Raw genomic sequence first — 24,207 nt, forward strand, 5'->3', positions numbered from 1 at the left:
TGCTTACTTTTGCGCTTTTCAAAAGTGAGCCGCTGTAAGAGCGGAACCAATCTCAGCCATCACCAAAATAACGGATATTCACCCACCACCGGCCGTGATAAACCGCCGCGCCAAAAACCCATACAACAGATACCCAAACGCCAACACCAGCGTCGCACCAAACACCGCCTCCTCACCACACGCATAAATCGCATACAGCGAATACCCCACGGCAATCAGCAACACCGTGGTATTGCGTGCATAAATCGAGGCCGCCACCCGCGCTTTGTGCATCATCACCAGCAGCCCAGTCAGCGCAGTGACGTAAGGAATCAAATTGGTCACCACCGCCAGGTTCACCAACTTGCCGAACTGCGCACTGGCTGTGGGCGAGATGGTCGACAAGGCAATCAAGCTCTGCAACGCCGCGCAGGCAATCAGCCCCAACACCGGCGCGTGGGCGCGGCTGATCCGGCTGAAGAAACGCGGAAACAGACGCTGGTCCGCCGACATCTTGGCCGTTTGCGCCAGGGTGAATTGCCAGCCCAGCAGCGAGCCGATGCACGCCACTACCGCCAGGGCCATGATGATATCGCCCACCAGCGGCGTGAAGATCTGCGCATACACCAGGGCAAACGGCGCGGAAGACTCGGCCAGTTCGGCGTTAGGCACGATGCCCTGGATCACGCTGGTGGACAGCACATACACCAGCGCCGCGCCGAGGGTGCCCAGCAGGCAGGCCAGCGGCACGGTGCGCTTGGGGTCTTCCACCGCGTCATAGCCCTGGGCAGCGGACTCCATGCCGAGGAAGGCCCAGAGGGTCAGCGGGATACTCGCGCCAATCGCATCCCACAGTTGCAGTTGGTTGGGGTTCCAGGCGTCGCTGAACACCTCCGTCTTGAAATAGAACCAGCCGATCACGCTCAAGCCCGCCACGGGGATGATCACGCCCCACACCGTGATCACGCCGATCCGCCCGGTCAGGCGCGGCCCGCCGAAGTTGGCCACGGTGGTCAGCCAGATCAGCCCGAGGGTGCCGATGAACAAGGGGATGGGGCCGCTGCCCAGCCACGGGATGAAGGACGACAGGTAGCCCACCGCCGAAATCGCAATCGCCACATTGGCGATGATCAGCGACAGGAAATACAGGAACGAACACAGGAAGAACCCGGACTTGCCGTGGGCCTCTTCGGTGTAGGCCGACATGCCGCCGGTGCGGGTGCAGAAGAGGCCGCACTGGGCAAAGCAGTACGCGATCGCCATCGAGCCCACGGCGGTGATCAGCCACGACAGCAGCGAAATCGCACCCAATTGCGCCATGCTGGCGGGCAGCATGATGATGCCCGAGCCCATCATGTTGATCGCCACCAGGGTGGTCAGGCCCATCAGGCTCATCTTTTTGCTTGGCTCGGCCATCGGCGACTCCTTGCGCTGAGAGGACAGCCTTGTCAGTGAAGCAGCTTGTTGCCTGTTTGCGCGATTATCAGCCTGCTGCCTGCGGCTGCATCCGCAACTCACCTTCCACATCCTTGACCAACCCACTGGCCAGGAACAGCGGCGCCACGCGCTTGTGCAGCTGCGGCTCGACAAATTCCTTCACCGTGTCCAGCGCCAGCGCGCCGCTCAACGGCAGCTCGGCCTTGGTGTAAGACAACCAGGCTTTCTTCAGTATCAGCAGCACGTCGCTGCCGGCGGTGGAGGCGAAGCGGCGGTGGGTTTTTTTGCCGTCGAAATCGAAGGTGTGCTGAAACTCGTAACCGGCCTCGTTGCCTTCGCTGGCGACGCAGCGGATGCAGGTGCAGGGGCCATCGCCGAAGGCACTGCGCAGGTAGTTGTTGAAGTCCACCACGGGCTTGAGTGACAGGCGCTTATCCACCTCGAACAGGTCCCCGGTCATTTTTTCGTCAGTGTTCAAGGTCCATTTCCTCGCAGCGGTTTTTTCAAGGGCGGCACGATACCAGCCGAAGGGCGTGGGCGGGTAGTTTTTGGTCGCCTCAGTGGGGACGTCCATTCGCCAATGCCCTTGTTACGGTGATCAGCCCGCCAGCTCATCCACCATCAGGTCGATAAAGCGCCGTACCCGAGGCTCCAGGAAGCGTTTGCTCGGGTACATCGCCAGGATCTCCACGTCCCCGGCGTCCAGGTCGGGCAGCACCTGTGCCAGGCGTCCGGCGGCCAGGTCCTCGGCCACCACGAAGTCCGGCAGCAAGGCGATGCCCAGCCCGGACACGGCAGCGTCGCGCAGTGCTTCGCCGCTGTCCAGGCGCAGGCGGCTGCGCCCGTACGCCTTGACCCAGGTGCCATCCGATTCGCGAAAGCGCCAGCTTTGCTTGCGCGTGCGGCTGCTGAAATACAGGCAGTCGTGGTGGGCGAGGGCGTCCATGTCCCGGGGTATGCCGCGCTCGGCGAGATAGTCCGGTGCGGCGCACAGCAGCGCCTGATAACGAGCGACCACCCGGGACACCAACTGGCGGTCGGTGTTTGCGCTGCCGATGCGGATGGCCAGGTCGAAGCCGTCCTCGACGATATCGGCGGTGCGGTCGCTGAAGCTGACTTCCACCTGCACCTCGGGCCAGGCTTGCAGGTATTTCTTCAACAGCGGCAGCAACACCTTGCGCCCGAACGCATCGGGCAGCGTAAGCCGCAATAAACCGCGCGGTACCCCGGTGGGCTGGCCGATGCGGCTTTGGGCGTTGTCCACTGCGGCGAGGATCTCCAGACCCTGGTCATACAGCGCGCGGCCTTCGTCGGTGAGGCTCAAGGTGCGGGTGGTGCGGTTCAACAGGCGCACACCAAGGCTGTCCTCCAGGCGCGCCACGGCTTTGCCGGCGGCCGAGCGCGTCAGGCCCATCGCCTGGCCACCGGCGACGAAGCTGGCGCCATCGACCACCGCCATGAAGATCAGCATCTCGTTGAGGTTGGTGCGCAGCATGCAGAGTGGCTCCGGGGATGACATCAGGCACAGGCGCGCAATATAGCAGCGCCGGTGGGCAGTGTTTTTCGTATATCCATAGATCGCGATATTCTTTTTCGCACTGTACGTGGGCCGCTACGCTCGCAACCCTTCTCAAACTCGCGGCAGCGTTCTCATGATAATAAAACGACCCACCCTGACGCTCCTGGCAGCAGCCAGTGCGCTCCTCAGCCTTGGTGCACACGCCGAAGGCAAGATCAGCATCGCCCAGCAATTCGGCATCGGCTACTTGATCCTCGATGTGGTTCGTGACCAGAACCTGATCGAGAAACACGGCAAGGAGCAGGGCCTGGACATCAAGGTGGAGTGGAACAGTATCTCCGGCGCCACCGCGATGAACGAGTCGCTGCTGGCCGGCGCGCTGGACGTGGTGTCGGCGGGTGTGCCGCCCATGCTCACGCTGTGGGACCGCACCAAGGGCAAGCAGAACGTCAAGGCCATCGCCTCGCTGGGCTCGATGCCCAACTACCTGCTGACCAATAACCCGGATGTGAAGACCCTCAAGGACTTCAGCGAAAAAGACCGCATCGCCGTACCGGCCGCCGGTGTGGGTTTTCAGTCGCGTACCTTGCAGATTGAAACCGCCAAGCAGTTCGGGAACGACAACTACAAGAAGTTCGACGATATCTCCATCAGCCTGGCGCATCCGGACGCCACTGCGGCGCTGATTGCTGGCGGTTCGGAGATCAACGCGCATTTTTCCAGCCCGCCGTTCCAGTACCAGGAGTTGTTGAATCCCAAGGTGCACAAGGTGCTGAGTTCCTACGACATTCTCGGCGGCCCGGCGACGTTCAATGTGCTGTACACCACCGAGAAATTCCACGACGAGAACCCCAAGACCTACAAGGCGTTCTATGACGCGTTGGCCGAGGCCGAGACAATCATCAAGGCCGACAAGCCGGCAGCGGCCCAGGCTTACATTCGTGTAGAGCAGTCGAAGCTACCGCTGGCGCTGGTGGAGAAGATTGTCCAGGACCCGGAAATCGACTTCACCATCGTGCCGCAGCGTACCTATATCTATGCCGAGAAATTGCAGGAGTTGGGCGTGTTGAAGAACAAGGCGGGGAGCTGGAAGGATTACTTCTTTGAAGAGGCGCATGGCGGGAACGGCAGCTGACTCCATTCTGAATTGAAACGCACACAAAAATGTGGGAGCGGGCTTGCTCGCGAATGCGGTGGGTCAGTCGATACATGTGCTGGCTGAACCATCGCATTCGCGAGCAAGCCAGCTCCCACATTGGATCTGCGGTGTTTTCAATTCCCCGCAAGGTTGCTCTTGATCCAGTCGTACAAGTGATTCCCCTCGCTCGACGACTCGCTGTTGGCCCGCCGGCACAGGTAGTACTGGCGGCCATCATCGACCTGTAGATCAAACAGCTTCACCAACTCCCCATTTGCCACATGCGGCGCAACCAGTGGCGCGCGCAGCAGTGAGCAGCCCAATCCGGTCAGCGTGGCCGTCAGCGCCAACTGACCATCCTCCAGCAGCAAACCATTCAACGCGGTCCCGTGATGCACGTCGGCGGCCTGGAACCATTGGCTCCAGGTGCCGCGCTCTTCGTCGTGCAACAGCGGTAATTCACTCAGCGCCTCAGGTGTGTCGATCGGCCCGTGTTGCTCCAGGAATGCGCGGCTGCAATACGGCGTCACCGCCCCGGAAATCAGCGGCTCGCTGTGGTACCCCGGCCAGTGCCCGGTGCCGAAGCGGATCGATAAATCGGCAGCGTCGCTGGGGTAGCTGCGGTGGTTGGCGTAGGTGACGTTGATGTCCAGCGCCGGGTGGTCCTTGAGGAACTGTGCCAGGCGCGGGATGAACAGGTTGATGCCGAACAGCGGGATCAGGCTGATGGTGACCTGGCGTGTGGCGCTTTTTTCCCGCACATGTTCGGTGGCGCTGCGCAGTACGGCGAAGGCCGAGCGAATTGCGCGGTAGTACTCGCGGCCTTCTTCGGTGAGCACCAGGTTGCGGCCCTGGCGCAAGGTCAGCGCTTGCTGCAGAAAGCTTTCCAGCAGGTGCAGTTGATGGCTGACGGCGGAGGGCGACACGTCCAGCTCGCGGGCAGCGGAATTCACTCCGCCATGGCGGGCAAACGCTTCGAAGGTGCGCACGGCACGCAACGGCGGGTCATTGGCTAACTGTTCTAAATTATTCATGTGTTGAATTAAATACTAAGTGAGATGGCAAATAAAGAGCCATAAATGCCGTATTTATGGCGGTTATAGCGCTTTATGCGTTTGGCATAACCATATGAATTTCTGATAGTTGATAAAAACAGAATAGATGCTTAGTGTGCCGCCCTCGTCAGTAGTGAGGTCGATGGTTTCCATGGATGCGTTTATCCAGCAGCTGCTCAATGGTTTGATGACGGGCAGTCTCTACGCGCTAGTGGCCTTGGGTTACACCATGGTCTACGGCATTTTGCGGATCATCAACTTTGCCCACGGCGATGTGTTGATGATTGGCGCTTTGGTGGGCCTCTCGGTGATTCGCCTGTTGCAGGTGACATGGCCGGCGATGCCGCCGGTGCTGGTGCTGCTGGCAGCCACTGTGATTGCCATGGCGTTCTGCGCGGTACTCGCGGTGCTGATTGAGCGGGTCGCTTACCGGCGCCTGCGCAATGCGCCGCGCCTGGCGCCATTGATCAGCGGCATCGGGGTGTCGTTGTTGCTGCAAACCATCGCCATGTTGGTGTGGACGCGTAACCCGCAGATGTTCCCGCAACTGCTGCCGCTGGAACCGATTGAAGTGCTCGCGGGCGCTTCGGCGCATCCGGCGATCACCAACGCTACCGCCCTGACCACCATTGCCGTCGCACTGTCGGTGATGGTCGCGCTGCTGGTGCTGGTGGAGCGCACACGCTTTGGTCGGGCCATGCGCGCCGTGGCCGAGAACCCGCAGGTGGCGAGCCTGATGGGCATCAACCCGAATCGCATCATCGTGCTGACCTTTGCCATTGGCGGCGCCCTGGCGGCATTGGCCGGAATCATGATGGCGAGCAACTACGGCAGCGCGCACTTCTACATGGGTTTCCTGCCGGGCATCAAGGCGTTCACCGCAGCCGTATTGGGCGGCATCGGCAACCTCAAGGGCGCGATGCTTGGCGGCCTGCTGCTGGGGTTGATCGAGGCCCTGGGTACCGGCTACCTGGGCGCTGCCACCCAGGGTGTGTTCGGCAGCAATTACCAGGATGTGTTTGCCTTTATCGTGTTGATCGCGGTGCTGGTGTTTCGTCCTTCGGGGCTGTTGGGCGAACGACTGGCGACCCGCGCATGAGTGTCCTGAATACCTCCCGCCAGCGCGCCAGCTTTGGCCTTGTATTGTTCGCCGTGGCGCTGGTGCTGGCGCCTTGGATTGTCGGGCATGCCGGTGGCAATACCTGGGTGCGCACCCTCGATTTCGCCTTGCTGTACATCATGCTGGCCCTGGGCCTGAACATCGTCGTGGGTTACGCCGGGCTGCTGGACATGGGTTTTATCGCGTTCTACGCAGTGGGCGCGTACCTCGCCGCATTGCTGTCCTCGCCGCATCTGTTGCAGCAATTCCCGGCGCTGATGGCGCTGCTGCCGGCGGGCATGCACACCTCGATCTGGTTGATCCTGCCCTTGGCCGCGTTGCTGGCAGCGGGCTTTGGCGTGTTGTTGGGCGCACCGACCTTGCGCCTGCGCGGCGATTACCTGGCCATCGTGACCCTGGGCTTTGGTGAAATCATCCGCATATTGCTGCGCAACCTGGATCGCCCGGTGAACATCACCAACGGGCCCAAAGGTATTTCCCAGGTCGACCCGGTCAACCTGCTGGGGATCAACCTCGGGCGCACCCAGGAGCTGTTCGGCCTGCGCCTGCCTTCGGTCTATCTGTACTACTACCTGTTCGCCGCGCTGGTGGTGCTGATCCTGTTTGCCTGCATTCGCCTGGAGCGTTCGCGCATCGGGCGGGCCTGGGTGGCGATTCGTGAAGATGAGGAAGCGGCCCAGGCCATGGGCGTCAACACCTTGCGCTTGAAGCTGCTGGCGTTTGCCATCGGTGCCGGGTTTGGCGGCGTGAGCGGGGCGTTGTTCGCCTCGTTCCAGGGCTTTGTCTCGCCGGAGTCCTTCACTCTCAATGAGTCCATCGCGGTGCTGGCGATGGTGGTGCTCGGCGGCATGGGCCATATCCCGGGGGTGATTCTCGGCTGCGTATTGCTGGCGGCGTTGCCCGAAGCCTTGCGCGCGAGCATGGGCCCGTTGCAGCAGGCGCTGTTCGGCCAGGTGCTGGTGGACCCGGAAATCATTCGTCAGTTGTTCTACGGGCTCGCGCTGATCCTGGCGATGCTCTATCGACCGGCAGGCCTGTGGCCAAAAGGAGTGGCGCGATGAATCAGCCGCTGTTGCAGATTGACCAGGTGAACAAGCGCTTCGGCGGCGTGGCGGCGCTCACCGACGTGAGCCTGAGCATCCAGCCTGGGGAGATCTATGGCTTGATCGGCCCCAATGGCGCCGGTAAAACCACCTTCTTCAACGTGATGACCGGCCTGTATACCCCGGATTCCGGGCGCTTCCAGCTCGACGGCGAGGACTACAAGCCGGCCAGCGTGCACCAGGTGGCCCAGGCCGGCATCGCCCGGACCTTCCAGAATATCCGCCTGTTCAACACAATGAGCGCGTTGGAAAACGTCATGGTCGGCCGCCATGTGCGCACCCGCAATGGCGTGTGGGCCGCCTTGAGTCGCCATCGTCGAGCCCGGGAAGAAGAAGCGCAAACCCGCGCCCATGCCCATCGCCTGTTGGCGTATGTCGGGCTGGCGGGGTTCGCCAATTACCGCGCCGACAGCCTGTCCTACGGCCATCAACGCCGACTGGAAATCGCCCGGGCCCTGGCCACTGAACCACGTTTGCTGGCCCTCGACGAGCCGGCCGCCGGGATGAACGCTGCCGAGAAAGTGCAACTGCGCGGCCTGCTGGAAAAGATCCGCGACGACGGCCACACGCTGCTGCTGATCGAGCACGACGTGAAGCTGGTGATGGGGGTGTGCGACCGCATCAGCGTGCTCGATTACGGCCAAGTGATCGCCGTGGGCGCGCCTGCCGAGGTGCGCCACGACCCGGCGGTGATCCAGGCCTATCTGGGAGCCAGCGCCCATGTCTGAACCTTTATTGAAAGTCGACGGCTTGCAGGTGCGCTACGGCGCCATCGAAGCGGTCAAGTCCCTGGATTTACACATCGGCGAAGGCGAGCGAGTGACGTTGATCGGCGCCAACGGTGCCGGCAAGACCTCCAGCCTCAAGGCCCTGACCGGATTGCTGCCGGCAGCGGCGGGGCAGATTCACTTCGCCGGGCGTTCGATCCTCGGCCAGGCGCCGGACCAATTGCTGCGCCAGGGCATTGCGATGGTACCGGAAGGGCGCGGGATCTTTGCGCGCATGAGCGTCCTGGAAAACCTCCAGGCCGGGGCCTTCCTGCGTCGTGACACCGAGCAGGTGAACCGCGAGATCCGCCAGTTGTTCGAGCACTTCCCGCGTCTGGAGGAGCGCCTGCAGCAGTCCGCCGGCCTGCTCTCCGGTGGCGAGCAACAGATGCTCGCGCTGGCCCGGGCGCTGCTCTCCAAGCCGCGCTTGCTGGTGCTGGACGAACCGTCCATGGGCCTGGCGCCGATCATGGTGGAAAAGATCTTCCAGGTGATCGACGACGTGTGCCGCCAGGGCATGACCCTGCTGCTGGTAGAGCAGAACGCCCGGCTTGCGCTGCAGGTCACCGACCGTGCCTATGTGATGGACACCGGGCGCATCAGCCTCACTGGCCCGTCCCATGAATTGCTCGACCACCCCGAGGTGCGCAGTGCCTACCTCGGTGAATGAATTAACCCTGACGCTACCGGACGCCCGGCGTGTTCCGACCAGCCCGTAAAGAAACAGGAACCACTGATGAAGACTTTCAAGCACACCCTAGTGATCGGCCTGGCCCTGAGCAGCCTGGCGAGTGCCATGGCCCAGGCCGACCAGACCGTATTGATCGGCCTGGCCGGGCCGTTGACCGGCCCGTCGGCGCGGATCGGCAAGGACCTGGAAAACGGCGCGCAACTGGCCATCGACGCGGCCAACGCCAAGCACCCGAAAATCAACGGTGAGGCGGTGACCTTCAAGCTGCTGTCCGAGGACGACCAGTCCGACCCGCGCACCGCCGTCACCGTGGCCCAGCGCCTGGTGGACGAAGGCGTGGTGGGCGTGGTCGGCCACTGGAACACCGGCACCAGCATTCCGGCGGCGCGGGTTTATCACGATGCAGGTATCGCGCAAGTCGCCCCGGTTGCTACCGGGCACGCGTATACCCAGCAGGGCTTCGACACCAGCTTCCGGATCATGGGCCATGACGACGATGGCGGCCAGGTGGCCGGCGACTATGCTTTGAACACCCTCAAGGCCCGGCGCATTGCGGTGATCGACGACCGCACCGCATTCGGCCAGGGCCTGGCGGACCAGTTCGTCAAATCCATCGAGGCCGGTGGCGCCAAAGTGGTATCCCGTGAATACGTCGACGACAAGACCATCGATTTCAGCGCGGTGCTGACCAATATCCGCAGCCAGAACCCGGACCTGATTTTCTTTGGTGGCGTCGATTCCCAGGCCGCGCCTTTGGCCAGGCGTATCAAGCAACTGGGCATCAAGGCACCGCTGATGGGGGCCGGTGGGTTTGTCAGCCAGACCTTCCTGCAACTGGCGCAGAACGAAGGCGAGGGCGTGATTGCCCTGGAGCCGGGCCTGGCGGTGGCGCAGATGCCGGGTGGCAAGGCGTTCGAGCAGGCTTACAAGGATCGCTACAAGGCGCCGATCGAACTGCACGCGCCGTTTGCCTATGACGGTGTCGGGGTGTTGGTGGCGGCGATCGAGAAAGCCGACTCGGTGGACCCGCAAAAGTACCTGCCGGTGCTGCGCGCCATTAGCTACCAGGGCGTGACCGGGACCATTGCGTTTGATGCCGAGGGCAACCTGAAGAAGCCGTCGTTCACCGTGTATCAGGTCAAGGGCAATCAGTGGCAGCCAGTGAGTGTGGCGGGCGGCAAGTAAACGAATTCTGTGGAGCTGACGGAGGCACACAATGAGCAAGCTGGAAGGTGAACTGGGCATCCTGGCCCGGCGGCGGATCGAAGCCGAAATCATCAAGCCGATCTACGAGATCCTGGTGCGCGAGCAGGGCAAGGCCTTTGCGGCGGCGGTGATCGGCGAGGCGGTGGGCAATGCGGCGATCCAGGCCGGCAAGCACTTTGCCGAGCTGGAAGAGCAGGGCGCCGACCTCAAGAGCTTTGTCGAGCTGCAAGTGCTCTGGGAAAAGGACGATGCGCTGAAGGTCGAGATCATCGCCAGCGACGCCGAGCACTACGACTATGACGTGAAGCGCTGCCGCTATGCCGAGATGTATCACGAGATGGGCCTGGGCGAGATCGGTCACCTGCTGTCCTGCAACCGCGACGAACTGTTTATCGTCGGCTACAACCCGGACATCAAGCTGACCCGCACCCAGACCATCATGAGCGGTGCCCATCGCTGTGACTTCCGCTACCGGGCCAAACCCCAGGAGCCGCGTTCATGAACGACTTGGCGCGGGTCAATGGCGAGCGCCTGTGGGGCTCGCTGATGGAAATGGCGCAGATCGGCGGCACCGAAAAGGGCGGGGTCTCGCGGCTGGCCCTCACGGATGAGGACCGCCGCGGTCGCGACCTGTTTGTGCAATGGTGCGAGGCGGCCGGGTGCAGCATTCGGGTGGATGCCATGGGCAATATCTTTGCCCGTCGCGCCGGGCGCCAGGATCACCTGGCCCCGGTGCTGACCGGTTCCCATGGCGATTCCCAGCCGGCGGGCGGCAAGTACGACGGTATCTACGGCGTGCTGGCCGGGCTGGAGGTGCTGCGCACCTTGAATGACCTGGGGATCGAGACCGAGCGGCCAATCGAAGTGGTGAACTGGACCAACGAAGAAGGCTCGCGGTTTGCGCCGGCGATGATTTCCTCGGGGGTGTATGCCGGGGTGTTTGACCTGGAGTACGGCCTGTCCCGGGAAGACAAGGCCGGGATCACCATCGGCCAGGCGTTGCAGCAGATTGGCTATGCCGGTGCGCATCCGGTGGGTGGCCAGGCGGTGCATGCGGCGTTTGAGCTGCATATCGAACAGGGGCCGATTCTTGAGGCACAGGGCCTGACCATCGGTGTGGTCACCGGCGCCCAGGGCCAGCGCTGGTATGAAGTGGAACTGAGCGGGCGCAGCGCCCATGCCGGGACGACGCCGATGGATCACCGGCTGGATGCGTTGCTCGGGTTTGCCCGGGTGGTGGAGGCGGTGAACCAGATCGGCCTGGAACAGGGCGCCGAAGGGCGGGCGACGGTGGGCATGGCGAATATCTTCCCCAATTCACGCAACGTGGTGCCGGGGCGGGTGTTTTTCAGTGTGGAGTTTCGGCACCCGGATGAAGCGGTGCTGGGGTATCAGGATCAGCAGCTGCACGCGGCGGTGGCGCGGATTGCCGAGGGGATTGGTTTGCTGCACAGCGTGAAGCAGATTTTCCAGTACGCGCCGATTGCCTTCGACCCTGAGTGTGTGGAGGTGGTGCGGGCTTCGGCGCAAGCGTTGGGGTATAGCCATCGCGACATGATTTCCGGGGCCGGGCATGATGCCTGCTACCTGAACCGGGTGGCGCCGACGGCGATGATTTTTGTGCCGTGTGTGGATGGGTTGAGCCATAACGAGGCGGAGGAGATTCATCCGCAGTGGTCGACGGCGGGGGCGGATGTGTTGTTGCAGGCGGTGTTGGCCAAGGCGGGGGAGTGAGCGAGGTTTAACTGTTCAACTGGGTTCCCTGTGGGAGCTGTCGAGCTTTAGCGAGGCTGCGATGAGGCCCTGTCAGGCAATAGAGATGTCGACAGTCAGGCCGCCATCGCAGCCTCGCTAAAGCTCGACAGCTCCCACAGGGGACCGAGTTTCCACAGGGGGGGCGAGTTCCCATAGGAAATCCAGTTTTCGCTCTGGAGCTTCTTTGTCTGATGATCAGCGGAAGAACTCGCCCGGTGTGGCGTCGAACTGCTGGCGGAAGGCGTTGATGAAGGCCGAGGTGGATTCGTAGCCGCAGGCCAGCGCCACATCGGTCACGCGTTCGCCTTGTTCCAGGGCGGGCAGGGCGCTCAACAATCGCAGGCGCTGGCGCCACGCACGGAAGGTCAGGCCGGTGTCGCTCAGGAACAGCCGGCTGAGGGTTTTCTCGCTGACCGCCAGTTTCTGGCTCCACTGCCCCAGGGTGGTTTGCTGCTCCGGGTGCAGGTTCAGGCTGCGGTAAATCTGCCGCAAGCGGCTGTCGGCGGGCAGCGGCAACATCAGGTCGACCTGGGGCGCGGCGGCCAGTTGGTCCAGCACCACTTGGGCCAGCCGTCCATCCGGGCCATCCTCGGCGTATTCCACCGGCAATTCGCTGAAGCTGCGAATCAACTCGCGCAACAGGCTGCTCACCGCCAGCACCTGGCAGCGGTCGGCCGCCCAGGCGGTGACGCTGCAATCGAGGTACAGGCTGCGCATCTCGGTATGGGGCGAACTGAACACCCGGTGTGGCATGCCGGCCGGTATCCACACGGCCCGCTGGGGTGGCGCGACGAAGCGTCCTACGCTGGTCTGGATCTCCAGCACCCCGGATATTGCGTAGGACAACTGCACCCACGGGTGACTATGGCGGCGGGTCAGCGCGCGGTTGGGCAGGGATTCGGTGCGGCCATACACCGGCCTGGGCAGGCTGGAAAGCCCGGGCACGCTGCGGCGCACGGTTTTGTCATGTCCTTTTGGCGGCATTTACTGGCTCATTGGCGTTAGTCGGTAACAAGCCGTTACGTTAGAGTCGCGACGATGCTCTTGGCAACCCCTGGAAGATTGGCCTATGACCCGCCCACGCTTTTTACCTGACAACTTCACCCTGACCCTGGTGGCCACGGTGATCCTCGCGTCCCTGCTGCCCGCCAGCGGCCAGACCGCCGTGGCCTTTGGCTGGGTGACCAACCTGGCCATCGCGCTGCTGTTTTTCCTGCACGGCGCGAAACTGTCGCGCCAGGCCATTGTTGCCGGTGCGGGTCATTGGCGCCTGCACCTGCTGGTGTTCAGCCTGACCTTCGTGCTGTTTCCGTTGCTGGGCCTGGCGCTCAAGCCGGTGTTGTCGCCGCTGATCGGTAAAGACCTGTACATGGGCATGCTCTATTTGTGTGCGTTGCCCGCCACCGTGCAGTCGGCGATTGCCTTTACCTCGCTGGCCCGGGGCAATATCCCGGCGGCGATTTGCAGCGCGGCGGCGTCGAGCCTGTTCGGGATCTTCCTGACGCCATTGCTGGTGACGTTGCTGCTGAATGTGCATGGCGATGGCGGCTCCACCGTCGATGCGATCCTGAAAATCAGTGTTCAATTGTTGCTACCGTTCATCGCCGGGCAAATCGCCCGTCGCTGGATCGGCGAGTGGGTAGGGCGTAACAAATCCTGGCTGAAGTTCGTCGACCAGGGGTCGATTTTGCTGGTGGTCTACGGCGCCTTCAGCGAAGCGGTCAACGAAGGCATCTGGCACCAGATTCCGTTGTGGGAACTGGGTGGCCTGGTGGTGGCGTGCTGTGTGTTGCTGGCGCTGGTACTGGTGGCGTCCACGGTGCTGGGCAAGGCTTTTGGCTTCAGCCAGGAAGACCGGATCACCATCCTGTTCTGCGGCTCGAAGAAAAGCCTGGCCACCGGTGTGCCGATGGCCCAGGTGTTGTTTGCCGGGGCGAGCATGGGGGTGCTGATCTTGCCGCTGATGCTGTTTCACCAGATCCAGTTGATGGTCTGCGCGGCGCTGGCCCAGCGCTATGCCAAGCGTCCTGAGTCGATTCCCGAGCTGATGGGGCAAGTCGATCCCTGAATCGTCGTGTTACTATTTTTTGCGCGCGGCTCAAGGCCCGGCATCGGGCCGGCTTGATCCGCGCGCAAACGAGTACGACGACCTGTCAATGAGCATTTCCGCCGCAACACCTCAAGCCAACTGGCAACCGGTCTTCGCTCTCGCGTTGGCTGCTTTCGTTTTCAATACCACCGAATTTGTACCGGTCGGCCTGCTGAGTGCCATCGGCGCGAGCTTCGACATGCCCATCGCCAGCGTCGGCCTGATGCTGACCATCTATGCGTGGATCGTGTCCCTGACCTCGCTGCCGGTGATGCTGCTGACCCGTAACGTCGAGCGGCGCAAGCTGCTGATCGTGCTGTTCGGCATGTTTATCGCCAGCCATATCCTGTCCAGCGTGGCCACCAGCTTTGGCATCCTGATGCTCAGCCGGGTCGGCATTGCCCTGTCCCATGCGTTGTTCTGGTCCATTACCGCCTCCCTCGCGGTGCGTTTGGCGCCGGAGGGCAAGCAGGTGCAGGCCCTTGGGTTGCTGGCTACCGGTACTTCCCTGGCGATGGTTCTGGGTATCCCGCTGGGCCGCTTGCTGGGCGAAGCCATGGGCTGGCGCACCACCTTCCTGGTGATCGGCGCGTTTGCCGCCGGGCTGGTGTTCTGGCTGGCGCGCACCTTGCCGCTGCTGCCGAGCCAGAACTCCGGCTCGTTGCGCAGCCTGCCGCTGCTGTTCAAGCGCCCGGCGCTGGTGGCGTTGTATGTGCTGACGGCGATGGTGGTGACGGCGCAGTTCACTGCCTACAGTTATGTTGAGCCGTTTGTTGAAGGTGTTGCCGGTATGAGTGGCAATACGGTGACCCTGATCCTGCTGGTGTTTGGCGGCGCGGGGATCATTGGCTCGTTGTTGTTCAGTCTGGTGCATCGCTTTAATCCGCACCGGTTCCTGATCAGCGCGGTGACTATCCTGGCGCTGTGCCTGGCGTTGTTGCTGCCGTTGAGTGGCGAGGTGTCGTACCTGGTGACCCTGAGTGTGTTCTGGGGCATGGCCATCATGGGTTTTGGCCTGGCGTTGCAATCGAAGGTGCTGGTGCTGGCGCCGGATGCCACGGATGTGGCGATGGCGATGTTTTCCGGGATCTACAATATCGGTATTGGCGGTGGGGCGTTGATGGGCAGTTGGGTGGGCAGCCACTTTGGTTTTGCTTGGATCGGCGCGGCGGGCGGGTTGCTGGCAGCGGTGGCGTTGATTGGGTATTGCCTGGCGATTTATCGGTTTGGGCAGGGTGTGGCGCGTAGCCCTCTGTAGGAGGTAATTTTCATGGCAGTTCGTTTGATTAAACCGGCGGTATTCGCAGTGCTCGCCGGGTTTTCCGTGTTGTGGCTCAGCCCTGTGAGCCTGGCGGCCAGTTTTGACTGTGACCGGGCGAAGGCGCCTGACGAGAAAACCATCTGTGCCACGCGCTCCCTCAATGATCAGGACGTGACCATGGCGCTGCTCTATGACCTCAACCGGCACTTCATGGCCATGGGCGGGCGCGGTTCGTTGATGGATGATCAGGCTGTGTGGCTCAAGCAACGGCATACCTGCGGCGCCCAAGTCAGTTGCCTGAGCAAAGCCTATACGCAGCGGATTGCGATGTTGCGTAGCTTCATTGATGAGCGGGTGATGACGAAAGGGCCGTTCTGAATAACGGGCATAAACGTACAACGCCGGCTAAAGTCAGTTTTCTCAACAGAGTCTGAAAGCACATCAACACACCGCAGCAGGTTTGCCATGGACGAAAAACCAGACGCGTTACACATAGCGGAAATTCCCTACGAGACCGGTGAGGTTCGATTCAGGTATTCGCGTTACCTGTCCGAGGACGGCACGCAATGGATTCGACATGGGCTTTTTCGCGCCTACCACCCAAACGGCAACCTGGCTTCCGAGGGGAATTACGTGGATGGCGCCGAACACGGCGACTGGCGGGACTACCACGACAATGGACAGGTGGCGGCGCAGGGCGTTTATGAGCGTGGCCAGGAAGTTGGGCTGTGGTCGTTCTGGGATGCAGATGGATCTCTGGAGGAGTCCTCATGACCACTGAGCTTGCAGCGTCGCTGCACGAAGAGATCCAGTCGTTATGCAGTGCAGGTGATCAATTGGCCGATGACGGCCGTTATGAAGAGGCCATCGAGCAATACAACAAGGCCTGGATCTTGATCCCCGAGCCGAAAAATGATTGGGAAGCCTCCACCTGGGTATTGGCTGCCATCGCTGATGCATGCTTTTTATCCGGATTCAACGGCTCAGCCCGGGATGCCTTGGACTATGCGATGACCTGTCCGGGCGGTCTCGGAAATCCGTTTTTACATCTGCGCCTGGGGCAGGTTTTGCTGGATCAGGGCCACGATGATCAGGCCGCCGATGAATTGATGCGGGCATACATGGGCGCAGGGGCCGAGATCTTTGACAACGAGGATGGGCGCTATCTGCGCTTTCTTGGCACGCGGGCAAATCTCTAGACGCGAGGGCGGGTGTTGATGTCCACGTTAGCAATGATCCGGCAGCAATGTTTGCTTTTGAATGGCGCGCGCGCCGTTGAGCCTGGGTTTCTTGATGAGGTGCAGAGCCACCTTGGCCTGGAGCTTGCGGATGATTTTCGTGAGGCTGCCGAGTTCTTCGATGGCTCTGGAATCTACGTTTTGCCCTTGCACGCAATAGGGTGGGCGCCTGCGCCGAATGTCCTGGACGAAACCAGAAGTCTTCGAGAGCGTGCCGGGCTTGCGCGGCAGTTTTTGGTATTAGCCCAGCCGCCGGCCAGTTTGATCGTGATGGATTGCTCGGGCGGAGGCGGTCGGGTGATTTGGTGTGATGACGTGGATGTGTGCCGCCTGGGTAGGGAGGCCTTGTTGACTGCGCCGGATTCATGGCCGACGTATACCGCGTTTCTTGAATACCTGATCAGTGAAGAGCAGCAAGATCGTGTTGATCTGCCCGACGATAAAGCTTGATGCTACGAGCCTGGCTGAAGTCCGGCGCGAGGGTGACGCGGAGCGTCACGGTATGCATTCCCACGCAGAGCGTGGGAACGATCAAATGCTCAAAATTTGTTATGGGCTGTCCCAACCATAGTGAAAAATTGTTGGCTCACGACATTCTCCCTAATATCAGAATGTTCGATCCTACAGATCTTGTAATAGTTTTGCGTTGTAGGAAATCCCTGTTTCGCCTGTACGATTCAAGTCCTTTTTCCACAATAGGACCTACATGAACACCCTCTCGGAGCCTCCCAGTCGTCTTTCCCCAAGACATTCACTGCCGCCGTTCCCGCTGATCGCCTGCCTCCAGGCCAGGCACCCCGTCTTCCGATTGCCTACCCTTACCCGGTCCCTCGACCGTGCGTTGCCGTGCCCGGCATTCTGAAAAACTTGAAGAGATACTGAAAAATGGAATGGTTAGCGGATCCAACGGCCTGGCTCGGCCTGTTGACTTTGATTGTGCTGGAGCTGGTGCTGGGCATCGACAACCTGGTGTTTATCGCGATCCTGGCGGACAAGCTGCCGCCGGAGCAGCGTGACCGTGCGCGTCTGATCGGTTTGTCCCTGGCGTTGCTGATGCGTCTGGGCTTGCTGGCAAGTATTTCCTGGTTGGTGACCCTGACCCAACCGCTGTTCGAGGTGTTCGACAAGAGTTTCTCGGGCCGTGACTTGATCATGCTGTTTGGTGGTGTGTTCCTGTTGTTCAAGGCCACCATGGAATTGCATGAGCGCCTTGAGGGGCATGTGGCTCAGCGCACTGGCAACGTGGCCTATGCGATGTTCTGGCCGATCGTTGCGCAGATTGTGGTGCTGGATGCGGTGTTCTCCCTCGATGCGGTGATTACCGCCGTGGGCATGGTGGATGAGCTGGCGGTGATGATGATCGCGGTGATCATTTCCATCGGCCTGATGATCATTGCCAGCAAGCCGCTGACCCGTTTCGTCAACGCCCACCCGACGGTGATCATGCTGTGCCTGGGCTTCCTGATGATGATCGGTTTTGCCCTGACGGCCGAAGGCCTGGGCTTCCACATTCCCAAAGGCTATCTGTACGCGGCCATCGGCTTCTCGATCCTGATCGAGCTGTTCAACCAGATCGCCCGGTCGCGCCGCAAGAAGTCGGCCCAGGGCACGCTGCCGAGGCGTGAGCGTACGGCCCACGCGGTGATGCGTTTGCTCGGCGGGCGTAATCTGGCAGTGGAGGAGGTGGGTGAAGAGGTCGCCGACCTGCTGGACAACCCCGATGCCAACGGCGGGCCGCTGTTCGACCGGCGCGAGCGGGTGATGATCAGTGGCGTGCTGCAACTGGCTGAACGCCCGATCCGTACGCTGATGACGCCTCGGGCGAAGGTGGACTCTATAGATCTGTCGGACGATCCCGACACTATCCGCCTGAAACTGATGCATTCGTCTTACTCGCGCCTGCCCTTGATCCGCAACGGTAATGTCGACGAGCCATTGGGCTTTGTGCACAAGAAGGAGTTGCTCAAGGAATACCTGGCCGGTAACGAGCCGAACCTGGAGCACCTGGCGCGCCGGGCGGTCAACTTGCTGGAGAGTTTTTCGATTCTCAATGCCCTGGAGCAGATGCGTCAGGAGTCGACTCACATTGCCTTCGTGATCAACGAATTCGGCGACTTTATCGGGGTGTTGAGCATGACCGACATCCTCGAGTCCATCGCCGGTGAGTTGCCGGATGCGAGTGAGGTCGAAGGCCCGGATATCGTCGAGGAGGAGGGTGGTTTTCGCGTTAATGGCGCCTTGAACCTCAACCTGATCCGCCAGCGCACCGGCTTCAAGGCTGTGGCGACGGAGGATTACCAGACCCTGGCCGGGCTGGTGATGAGCCTGCTGGATCGACTGCCGGTGGTCGGTGACAGCCTGGAACATGAAGGCTGGCGCCTGACCGTGGCGGCGGTGGAGGAGCGGCGGGTCACGCAGGTGTTGCTGGCCCCGCTTTAACGGGTGAATTTCATTCGACGCTGGGCTGGCCTTTGGATAGCATCGCCGCTCACTGAACCGTTAAGGAAGGGTTACCCGAATGACTTTGGACGTGCTTAAGATTTCTGCATTCTGTGACGGCAACCAGGGCGGTAACCCTGCAGGTGTTTGGATCGGTGACAGCCTGCCGGAAGCTGCAGAAATGCAGCGTATCGCCCACGAAGTCGGGTTTTCGGAAACCGTATTCGCCTGCCCGCAGGATGACGGCTGGCGCGTGCGGTACTTCGCGCCGGAGTCCGAAGTCGCGTTTTGCGGGCACGCCACCATCGCCCTCGGTGCGGCCTTGAGCCTGGCGCTGGGCGATGGCGAATTCCACCTGGCGTTGAACAATGGCGATATCTCGGTCAGCGGCCGCAGCGAAGGCGACCTGATCGAGGCCGCGCTGCAATCCCCGCCAACCCGCAGCGCACCGGCCAACGATGCCCTGGTGGACGCGGGCCTGACCCTGTTCGGTTACACCCGCAATGACCTGGACCCGAGCATTCCGCCAGCGATCATCCATGCCGGCATTTCCCACCTGGTGCTGGCGCTCGCCAGCCGCGCCAAACTCAGCCAGATGCACTATGAACTGGAAGCCGGTCGCCGCTACATGACCGACGCCGGTTTGGGCACCGTGGTGCTGGTGTTTGCCGAAAGCCCGACGCTGTTCCACACCCGCAACCCGTTTGCGGTGGGCGGCGTGTACGAAGACCCGGCCACGGGTGCCGCGACCGCTGCCTTTGCCGGCTACCTGCGGGACCTGGGCTGGCCGCACAACGGGCGCATCGACATCATTCAAGGCGAGGACATGGGCAGCCGTTCGCGCCTGCAGGCGCAGATCACCGATGAGAAGGGTGCCTCGATTCGGGTTTCGGGGACGGCGCGGTTGATGTTGGAGGACTGATTCTGGTCCTGGTGAACGTCTCCCTCAGCGTTTTTTCGTCGAACCCCTCCAGCTTATTGATCATCTTGCCATTCTGGAAAACCAGCAGGGTAGGCGTGCCGGTAACCTCGGGATGCCTCGGGGTTCGGGCAGTGTCGAGTACCAGGCTTTTCACGGAGCTGGCGTATTTCCCGGCAATCCGTTCAAACAGTGGCCCGGCTTCCCCGCAGGCCGGGCAGTGCTGCGAAACAAACAGCATGAACACCGTTCTATGCGTCTTGAGCAACTGCTGATACTGCTCGGCATCGGCAATCACCGCCGTTGCAATTCCCATGATGATCTCCTTGAGCGAAAGGCCTGGCCCACGCTAATCCCGGCGATCAAAACCGTCTACTGTCAAAACTAACAGGTACCCACCTCCAACTGGCCCATTGTGGCGAGGGAGCTTGCTCCCGCTGGGCTGCGCAGCAGCCCAAAGCCTTCAGCGCTCCGCCCGCTCCCGAGCCTTCTTCGCCAACCCCACGCACTGCTTATAGTCACCCTGATCCTTGGCATCCTTGGCCCTCCGATACCCATGATGATTCTGCGTGGTGTAGTTCGTACTGAACGCCGCCTTCAGCCTGACCAGCTCGGCCTTGCATTCGCGCCGGTCATCCTTGGCGAACACCTGGGTGGCAAACGCCAGCGACAACAACATAAGGACAAGACTGATCTTCATCTGAACGCGTTCCTTGGGGGGGTCGATCATCTGCCAAGACTAGCCCAGCCACGGAATTCTTCCATCCGGCCACTGCACCGCTTTCGTGCACGGTAACGACCCGCACCCGCACACAAATGTGGCCTGTCACCCCGGTGTGTAGCCAACGGTAGCAATCTGATTGCAGCGGCTGGCCCAGTGCCTTATCGCTGATAAAAATCTATCCCGTTGATTTAAAAAGAAATTAATCCCGCAATATTTTTATGTTACTGCGTGTGGCACACTTTCTGCTGTCTATTCCGTTGTTACATACTAAGTTCCGGTATAGCGGAATACACAACTCCTGGAGTGCTTGTCATGCATCACCGACCTTCCGTGTTCAAAGCGTGTGTTTTTCTCTTCGCCGCATCGGCTTCCCTCGCCAGCGTAGTGCAGGCGGCGGACAGCAAGCTCGATACAGTGCTCAAGCGTGGGCACCTGATCGTGGGTACAGGCAGTACCAATGCGCCGTGGCACTTCCAGGGAGCGGATGGCAAGTTGCAGGGTTTTGACATCGACATCGGCCACATCGTGGCCAAGGGTCTGTTCAATGACCCGAGCAAAGTCGAATACGTGGTGCAGTCTTCCGATGCCCGCATTCCCAACCTGTTGACCGACAAGGTCGACATGAGCTGCCAGTTCATCACCGTCACGGCAAGCCGTGCGCAGCAGGTGGCCTTCACCCTGCCGTACTACCGCGAAGGTGTGGGCCTGCTGCTGCCGGCCAACAGCAAGTACAAGGAAATCGAAGACCTGCAGGCCGCCGGCGACAGCGTCACCGTGGCCGTGCTGCAAAACGTCTACGCCGAAGAGCTGGTGCACCAGGCATTGCCCAAAGCCAAGGTCGACCAGTACGACAGCGTCGACCTGATGTACCAGGCCGTGAACTCCGGGCGTGCCGACACCGCCGCCACCGACCAGTCCTCGGTCAAGTACCTGATGGTGCAAAACCCGGGCCGCTACCGCAGCCCGAGCTACGCCTGGAGCCCGCAAACCTATGCGTGCGCTGTCAAGCGTGGCGACCAGGACTGGCTGAACTTCGTCAACACCGCCCTGCATGAAGCCATGACCGGTGTGGAATTCCCAATGTACAAGGCCTCGTTCAAGCAATGGTTCGGTGTGGACCTGCCAGAGCCTGCGATCGGTTTCCCGGTTGAGTTCAAGTAATTCGTAAACCCTGGGGCGTCGCTGACGGCGCCCCAATCAGGTACTGCCGACCATGAACTATCAGTTGAACTTTGCCGCTGTGTGGCGCGATTTCCCCAGCTTGCTGGCGGGGCTCGGCCTCGGCCTTGAACTGGCACTGCTGTCCATCGCCATCGGTTGCGTGATCGGCCTGTTGATGGCGTTTGCGATGCTGTCCAAACACCGTGCGCTGCGCATCGTGGCCTCGGTGTATGTGACGGTGATCCGCAACACCCCGATCCTGGTGCTGATCCTGTTGATCTACTTCGCCTTGCCCAGCCTGGGTATCCGGCTGGACAAGATCCCTTCGTTCATCATCACCCTGTCGTTGTACGCCGGTGCCTACCTCACCGAGGTCTTTCGCGCAGGCCTGCTGAACATTCCCAAGGGGTTGCGTGAAGCGGGCCTGGCCATTGGCCTGGGCGAATGGCGTATCCGCGCGTACATCACCGTGCCGGTGATGCTGCGCAACGTGCTGCCGGCGCTGTCGAACAACTTCATTTCGCTGTTCAAGGACACCTCCCTCGCGGCCGCCATCGCGGTGCCGGAGCTGACCTATTACGCCCGCAAGATCAACGTCGAAAGCTACCGGGTGATTGAAACCTGGATGGTCACGACCGCGCTCTACGTGGCTGCCTGTTACCTCATTGCCATGCTGCTCCGTTACCTGGAACAGCGTTTGGCAATTCGCCGCTAAGGAGCGCCCATGTACGAATCCCCCAGCTGGCTGCATGAGTTGTGGATCGCCCGGGAAACCCTCTGGGCGGGGTTCCAGACCAGCGTCTACTGCTCGGCCCTGGCCATTATCTTCGGCACCCTGATCGGCATCGTCGCCGGCTTGGTACTGACCTACGGCAAATTCTGGATGCGCGCACCGTTTCGCCTGTACGTCGACCTGATCCGCGGTACGCCGGTGTTTGTGCTGGTATTGGCGTGCTTCTATATGTTGCCGGCGCTTGGCTGGCAGATCACTGCGTTCCAGGCCGGTGCCGTGGGCCTGACGCTGTTCTGCGGCTCTCACGTTTCGGAAATCGTGCGCGGTGCATTGCAGGCCATTCCCAAGGGGCAACTGGAAGCGGGCAAGGCCATCGGCCTGACCTTCTATCAATCCCTTGGCTACGTGCTGTTACCCCAGGCGCTGCGGCAGATCCTGCCGACCTGGGTCAACTCGTCCACCGAAATCGTCAAGGCTTCCACCTTGCTGTCGGTGATCGGTGTGGCCGAGCTGCTCCTCAGCACCCAACAGGTCATCGCCCGGACGTTCATGACCCTGGAGTTCTACCTGTTTGCAGGCTTTATGTTTTTTGTCATCAACTACGCCATCGAATTGTTGGGGCGTTACATTGAAAAGCGGGTGGCGTTGCCATGAACCAACTCTCAAAAGAAAGCCAGCCACTGCTGAACATTCGCGGCCTGCGTAAACAGTACGGCCCGGTGGAAGTGCTCAAGGGCGTCGACCTGAGCATGCAGCGCGGCAACGTCGTGACATTGATCGGCTCCAGCGGTTCGGGCAAGACCACGCTGCTGCGTTGCGTCAACCTACTGGAAGAATTCCAGGGCGGCCAGATCACCCTCGACGGCGAATCCATCGGCTACAGCGAGGTCGGCGGCAAGCGCGTGCGCCACCCGGAGCGGGTGATCTCCCAGCACCGCGCGATGACCGGCATGGCCTTCCAGCAGTTCAACCTGTTCCCGCACCTGACCGCCTTGCAGAACGTCACTCTGGGCCTGCTCAAGGTCAAGAAGATGGGCAAGGACGAGGCGGTTGCACTGGCGGAAAAATGGCTGGATCGTGTCGGCCTGCTGGAGCGCCGCAATCACTTCCCGGGCCAATTGTCGGGCGGCCAGCAACAGCGCGTGGCGATTGCCCGGGCGATTGCGATGAACCCGAGCCTGATGCTGTTCGACGAAGTCACCTCGGCCCTGGACCCGGAACTGGTGGGCGAAGTGCTCAGCGTAATCAAGGGTTTGGCGGAAGAGGGCATGACCATGTTGCTGGTCACCCACGAAATGCGCTTTGCCTATGAAGTCTCGGACAAGATCGTCTTCATGAACCAGGGCCGCATTGAAGAACAAGGGCCGCCGAAAGACATTTTCGAACGCCCGCAATCGCCGCGACTCGCGGAATTTCTCAAGAACATTCGTTTTTAAATCATCACTTCAGGAGATCCATTATGAGCATTACTCGTTACGGCACCGGCGCCACTGCAGGCGGCGGCCAGCCTCGTCCTTTCGCCCGCGCGGTGGAAGCGGATGGCTGGTTGTACGTGTCGGGCCAGGTGCCGGCGGTGGACGGTGAAATCATCACGGGCGGGATCGTCGAGCAGACCCACCAGACCATGCGCAACGTGGTGGCGATTCTCGAAGAAGCCGGCTACGCCCTTGAAGACGTGGTGCGCGTGGGTGTATGGCTGGAAGACCCACGGGACTTCTGGAGCTTCAACAAAGTCTTCGGCGAATACTTCAACCCGGAACACGCCCCGGCGCGGGCGTGTGTGCAGGCGAACATGATGGTCGATTGCAAGGTTGAGATCGATTGCGTGGCCTACAAGAAAAAAGGCTAAATGCCCGTCTCTTGAGACCACAGG

Annotated in this window: 28 protein-coding genes; 21 read left to right on the plus strand and 7 right to left on the minus strand. The window is 61.2% G+C overall.

All coding sequences use genetic code 11. From position 1 onward, the window contains the following. Positions 1–78: 78 nt before the first annotated feature. From potE to HX815_RS11765, 3 genes are all read right to left on the minus strand, one after another. The gene (gene potE, locus HX815_RS11755; RefSeq protein ID WP_177028293.1) at positions 79–1,395 is read right to left on the minus strand and encodes a putrescine-ornithine antiporter; all 1,317 of its coding nucleotides are present in this window, start codon (positions 1,393–1,395) and stop codon (positions 79–81) included. Between the two features lie 67 nt (positions 1,396–1,462). Beyond that, the gene (locus tag HX815_RS11760; protein WP_032899607.1) at positions 1,463–1,894 is read right to left on the minus strand and encodes a hypothetical protein; all 432 of its coding nucleotides are present in this window, start codon (positions 1,892–1,894) and stop codon (positions 1,463–1,465) included. A gap of 120 nt (positions 1,895–2,014) precedes the next feature. Further along, positions 2,015–2,911, minus strand: coding sequence for a LysR family transcriptional regulator (locus HX815_RS11765; RefSeq protein WP_177028294.1), 897 nt, complete (start codon positions 2,909–2,911; stop codon positions 2,015–2,017). A 157-nt stretch (positions 2,912–3,068) separates the two neighbouring features. On the opposite strand from HX815_RS11765, the gene HX815_RS11770 reads away from it, so the two are divergent. Beyond that, complete coding sequence (locus HX815_RS11770) at positions 3,069–4,070, plus strand: ABC transporter substrate-binding protein (RefSeq protein WP_177022740.1); 1,002 nt, start codon at positions 3,069–3,071, stop codon at positions 4,068–4,070. 137 nt (positions 4,071–4,207) lie between these two features. Here HX815_RS11770 and HX815_RS11775 read toward each other — a convergent pair whose 3' ends face one another. Beyond that, the gene (locus HX815_RS11775; protein ID WP_177028295.1) at positions 4,208–5,107 is read right to left on the minus strand and encodes a LysR substrate-binding domain-containing protein; all 900 of its coding nucleotides are present in this window, start codon (positions 5,105–5,107) and stop codon (positions 4,208–4,210) included. 172 nt (positions 5,108–5,279) lie between these two features. Between HX815_RS11775 and HX815_RS11780 the strand changes: the two genes are divergently transcribed. From HX815_RS11780 to HX815_RS11810, 7 genes are all read left to right on the plus strand, one after another. Beyond that, complete coding sequence (locus tag HX815_RS11780) at positions 5,280–6,227, plus strand: branched-chain amino acid ABC transporter permease (protein ID WP_003207963.1); 948 nt, start codon at positions 5,280–5,282, stop codon at positions 6,225–6,227. Next, on the plus strand, positions 6,224–7,309 hold the full coding sequence (locus tag HX815_RS11785) for an ABC transporter ATP-binding protein (protein WP_087694203.1): 1,086 nt from the start codon (positions 6,224–6,226) through the stop codon (positions 7,307–7,309). The genes HX815_RS11780 and HX815_RS11785 overlap by 4 nt, the downstream gene beginning before the upstream one ends. Then, a complete protein-coding gene (locus HX815_RS11790; protein ID WP_177008269.1) occupies positions 7,306–8,079 on the plus strand; it encodes an ABC transporter ATP-binding protein in 774 nt (257 codons plus the stop codon). The genes HX815_RS11785 and HX815_RS11790 overlap by 4 nt, the downstream gene beginning before the upstream one ends. Next, the gene (locus HX815_RS11795) at positions 8,072–8,788 is read left to right on the plus strand and encodes an ABC transporter ATP-binding protein (RefSeq protein ID WP_008436935.1); all 717 of its coding nucleotides are present in this window, start codon (positions 8,072–8,074) and stop codon (positions 8,786–8,788) included. Before HX815_RS11790 ends, HX815_RS11795 begins: the two co-directional genes overlap by 8 nt. 66 nt (positions 8,789–8,854) lie before the next feature. Continuing rightward, positions 8,855–9,994, plus strand: a complete 1,140-nt coding sequence (locus HX815_RS11800; protein WP_177008268.1) for a branched-chain amino acid ABC transporter substrate-binding protein — start codon at positions 8,855–8,857, stop codon at positions 9,992–9,994. Positions 9,995–10,025: 31 nt separating this feature from the next. Next, on the plus strand, positions 10,026–10,517 hold the full coding sequence (locus HX815_RS11805; RefSeq protein WP_177028296.1) for an L-2-amino-thiazoline-4-carboxylic acid hydrolase: 492 nt from the start codon (positions 10,026–10,028) through the stop codon (positions 10,515–10,517). After that, positions 10,514–11,749, plus strand: coding sequence for a Zn-dependent hydrolase (locus tag HX815_RS11810; RefSeq protein ID WP_177028297.1), 1,236 nt, complete (start codon positions 10,514–10,516; stop codon positions 11,747–11,749). The genes HX815_RS11805 and HX815_RS11810 overlap by 4 nt, the downstream gene beginning before the upstream one ends. 216 nt (positions 11,750–11,965) lie before the next feature. On the opposite strand, the gene HX815_RS11815 is transcribed toward HX815_RS11810, so the two are convergent. Further along, entirely contained in the window at positions 11,966–12,754 is a 789-nt protein-coding gene (locus HX815_RS11815; protein ID WP_003207977.1) for a helix-turn-helix domain-containing protein, read from the minus strand. Positions 12,755–12,839: 85 nt separating this feature from the next. Between HX815_RS11815 and HX815_RS11820 the strand changes: the two genes are divergently transcribed. The 8 genes from HX815_RS11820 to HX815_RS11855 all read left to right on the plus strand — a co-directional run bounded on the left by HX815_RS11820 (position 12,840) and on the right by HX815_RS11855 (position 19,719). Continuing rightward, a complete protein-coding gene (locus HX815_RS11820) occupies positions 12,840–13,838 on the plus strand; it encodes a bile acid:sodium symporter family protein (protein ID WP_087694198.1) in 999 nt (332 codons plus the stop codon). Between the two features lie 88 nt (positions 13,839–13,926). Beyond that, entirely contained in the window at positions 13,927–15,117 is a 1,191-nt protein-coding gene (locus HX815_RS11825; RefSeq protein WP_003207980.1) for a sugar transporter, read from the plus strand. A gap of 12 nt (positions 15,118–15,129) precedes the next feature. Continuing rightward, entirely contained in the window at positions 15,130–15,498 is a 369-nt protein-coding gene (locus HX815_RS11830; RefSeq protein ID WP_102605896.1) for a lysozyme inhibitor LprI family protein, read from the plus strand. A 192-nt stretch (positions 15,499–15,690) separates the two neighbouring features. Then, positions 15,691–15,894: a toxin-antitoxin system YwqK family antitoxin gene (locus HX815_RS11835; RefSeq protein WP_371132908.1), complete on the plus strand. Its 204-nt coding sequence runs from the start codon at positions 15,691–15,693 to the stop codon at positions 15,892–15,894. Next, the gene (locus HX815_RS11840; protein ID WP_003207983.1) at positions 15,891–16,319 is read left to right on the plus strand and encodes a hypothetical protein; all 429 of its coding nucleotides are present in this window, start codon (positions 15,891–15,893) and stop codon (positions 16,317–16,319) included. The genes HX815_RS11835 and HX815_RS11840 overlap by 4 nt, the downstream gene beginning before the upstream one ends. An 18-nt stretch (positions 16,320–16,337) precedes the next feature. After that, on the plus strand, positions 16,338–16,808 hold the full coding sequence (locus HX815_RS11845; RefSeq protein ID WP_087694195.1) for a hypothetical protein: 471 nt from the start codon (positions 16,338–16,340) through the stop codon (positions 16,806–16,808). A gap of 435 nt (positions 16,809–17,243) precedes the next feature. Further along, a complete protein-coding gene (locus tag HX815_RS11850; RefSeq protein ID WP_008436957.1) occupies positions 17,244–18,797 on the plus strand; it encodes a TerC family protein in 1,554 nt (517 codons plus the stop codon). A 79-nt stretch (positions 18,798–18,876) separates the two neighbouring features. Further along, complete coding sequence (locus tag HX815_RS11855) at positions 18,877–19,719, plus strand: PhzF family phenazine biosynthesis protein (protein ID WP_177008263.1); 843 nt, start codon at positions 18,877–18,879, stop codon at positions 19,717–19,719. On the opposite strand, the gene HX815_RS11860 is transcribed toward HX815_RS11855, so the two are convergent. Both HX815_RS11860 and HX815_RS11865 read right to left on the minus strand, forming a co-directional pair. Further along, positions 19,655–20,032: a co-chaperone YbbN gene (locus tag HX815_RS11860; protein ID WP_177028298.1), complete on the minus strand. Its 378-nt coding sequence runs from the start codon at positions 20,030–20,032 to the stop codon at positions 19,655–19,657. The genes HX815_RS11855 and HX815_RS11860 overlap by 65 nt on opposite strands. A 147-nt stretch (positions 20,033–20,179) precedes the next feature. Beyond that, positions 20,180–20,416 carry a hypothetical protein gene (locus HX815_RS11865; RefSeq protein ID WP_003207990.1) on the minus strand — a complete coding sequence of 79 codons (237 nt, stop codon included), beginning with the start codon at positions 20,414–20,416 and terminating at the stop codon, positions 20,180–20,182. Between the two features lie 336 nt (positions 20,417–20,752). Here HX815_RS11865 and HX815_RS11870 point away from each other — a divergent pair, with 336 nt between their 5' ends. Genes HX815_RS11870 through HX815_RS11890 form a run of 5 tightly spaced genes read left to right on the plus strand, consistent with a single transcriptional unit; the run spans position 20,753 to position 24,183 of the window. Next, positions 20,753–21,601, plus strand: coding sequence for a transporter substrate-binding domain-containing protein (locus HX815_RS11870; protein WP_003207992.1), 849 nt, complete (start codon positions 20,753–20,755; stop codon positions 21,599–21,601). Between the two features lie 52 nt (positions 21,602–21,653). Beyond that, positions 21,654–22,316: an amino acid ABC transporter permease gene (locus HX815_RS11875; RefSeq protein WP_003207993.1), complete on the plus strand. Its 663-nt coding sequence runs from the start codon at positions 21,654–21,656 to the stop codon at positions 22,314–22,316. 9 nt (positions 22,317–22,325) lie between these two features. Then, positions 22,326–22,988 carry an amino acid ABC transporter permease gene (locus tag HX815_RS11880; RefSeq protein WP_003207996.1) on the plus strand — a complete coding sequence of 221 codons (663 nt, stop codon included), beginning with the start codon at positions 22,326–22,328 and terminating at the stop codon, positions 22,986–22,988. Further along, positions 22,985–23,770: an amino acid ABC transporter ATP-binding protein gene (locus HX815_RS11885; protein ID WP_003207998.1), complete on the plus strand. Its 786-nt coding sequence runs from the start codon at positions 22,985–22,987 to the stop codon at positions 23,768–23,770. Before HX815_RS11880 ends, HX815_RS11885 begins: the two co-directional genes overlap by 4 nt. Positions 23,771–23,793: 23 nt before the next feature. Next, positions 23,794–24,183, plus strand: coding sequence for a RidA family protein (locus tag HX815_RS11890; protein WP_003208000.1), 390 nt, complete (start codon positions 23,794–23,796; stop codon positions 24,181–24,183). Positions 24,184–24,207 lie beyond the last annotated feature (24 nt).

Source organism: Pseudomonas sp. E6002 (assembly GCF_013385565.1).
Lineage (GTDB): Bacteria > Pseudomonadota > Gammaproteobacteria > Pseudomonadales > Pseudomonadaceae > Aquipseudomonas.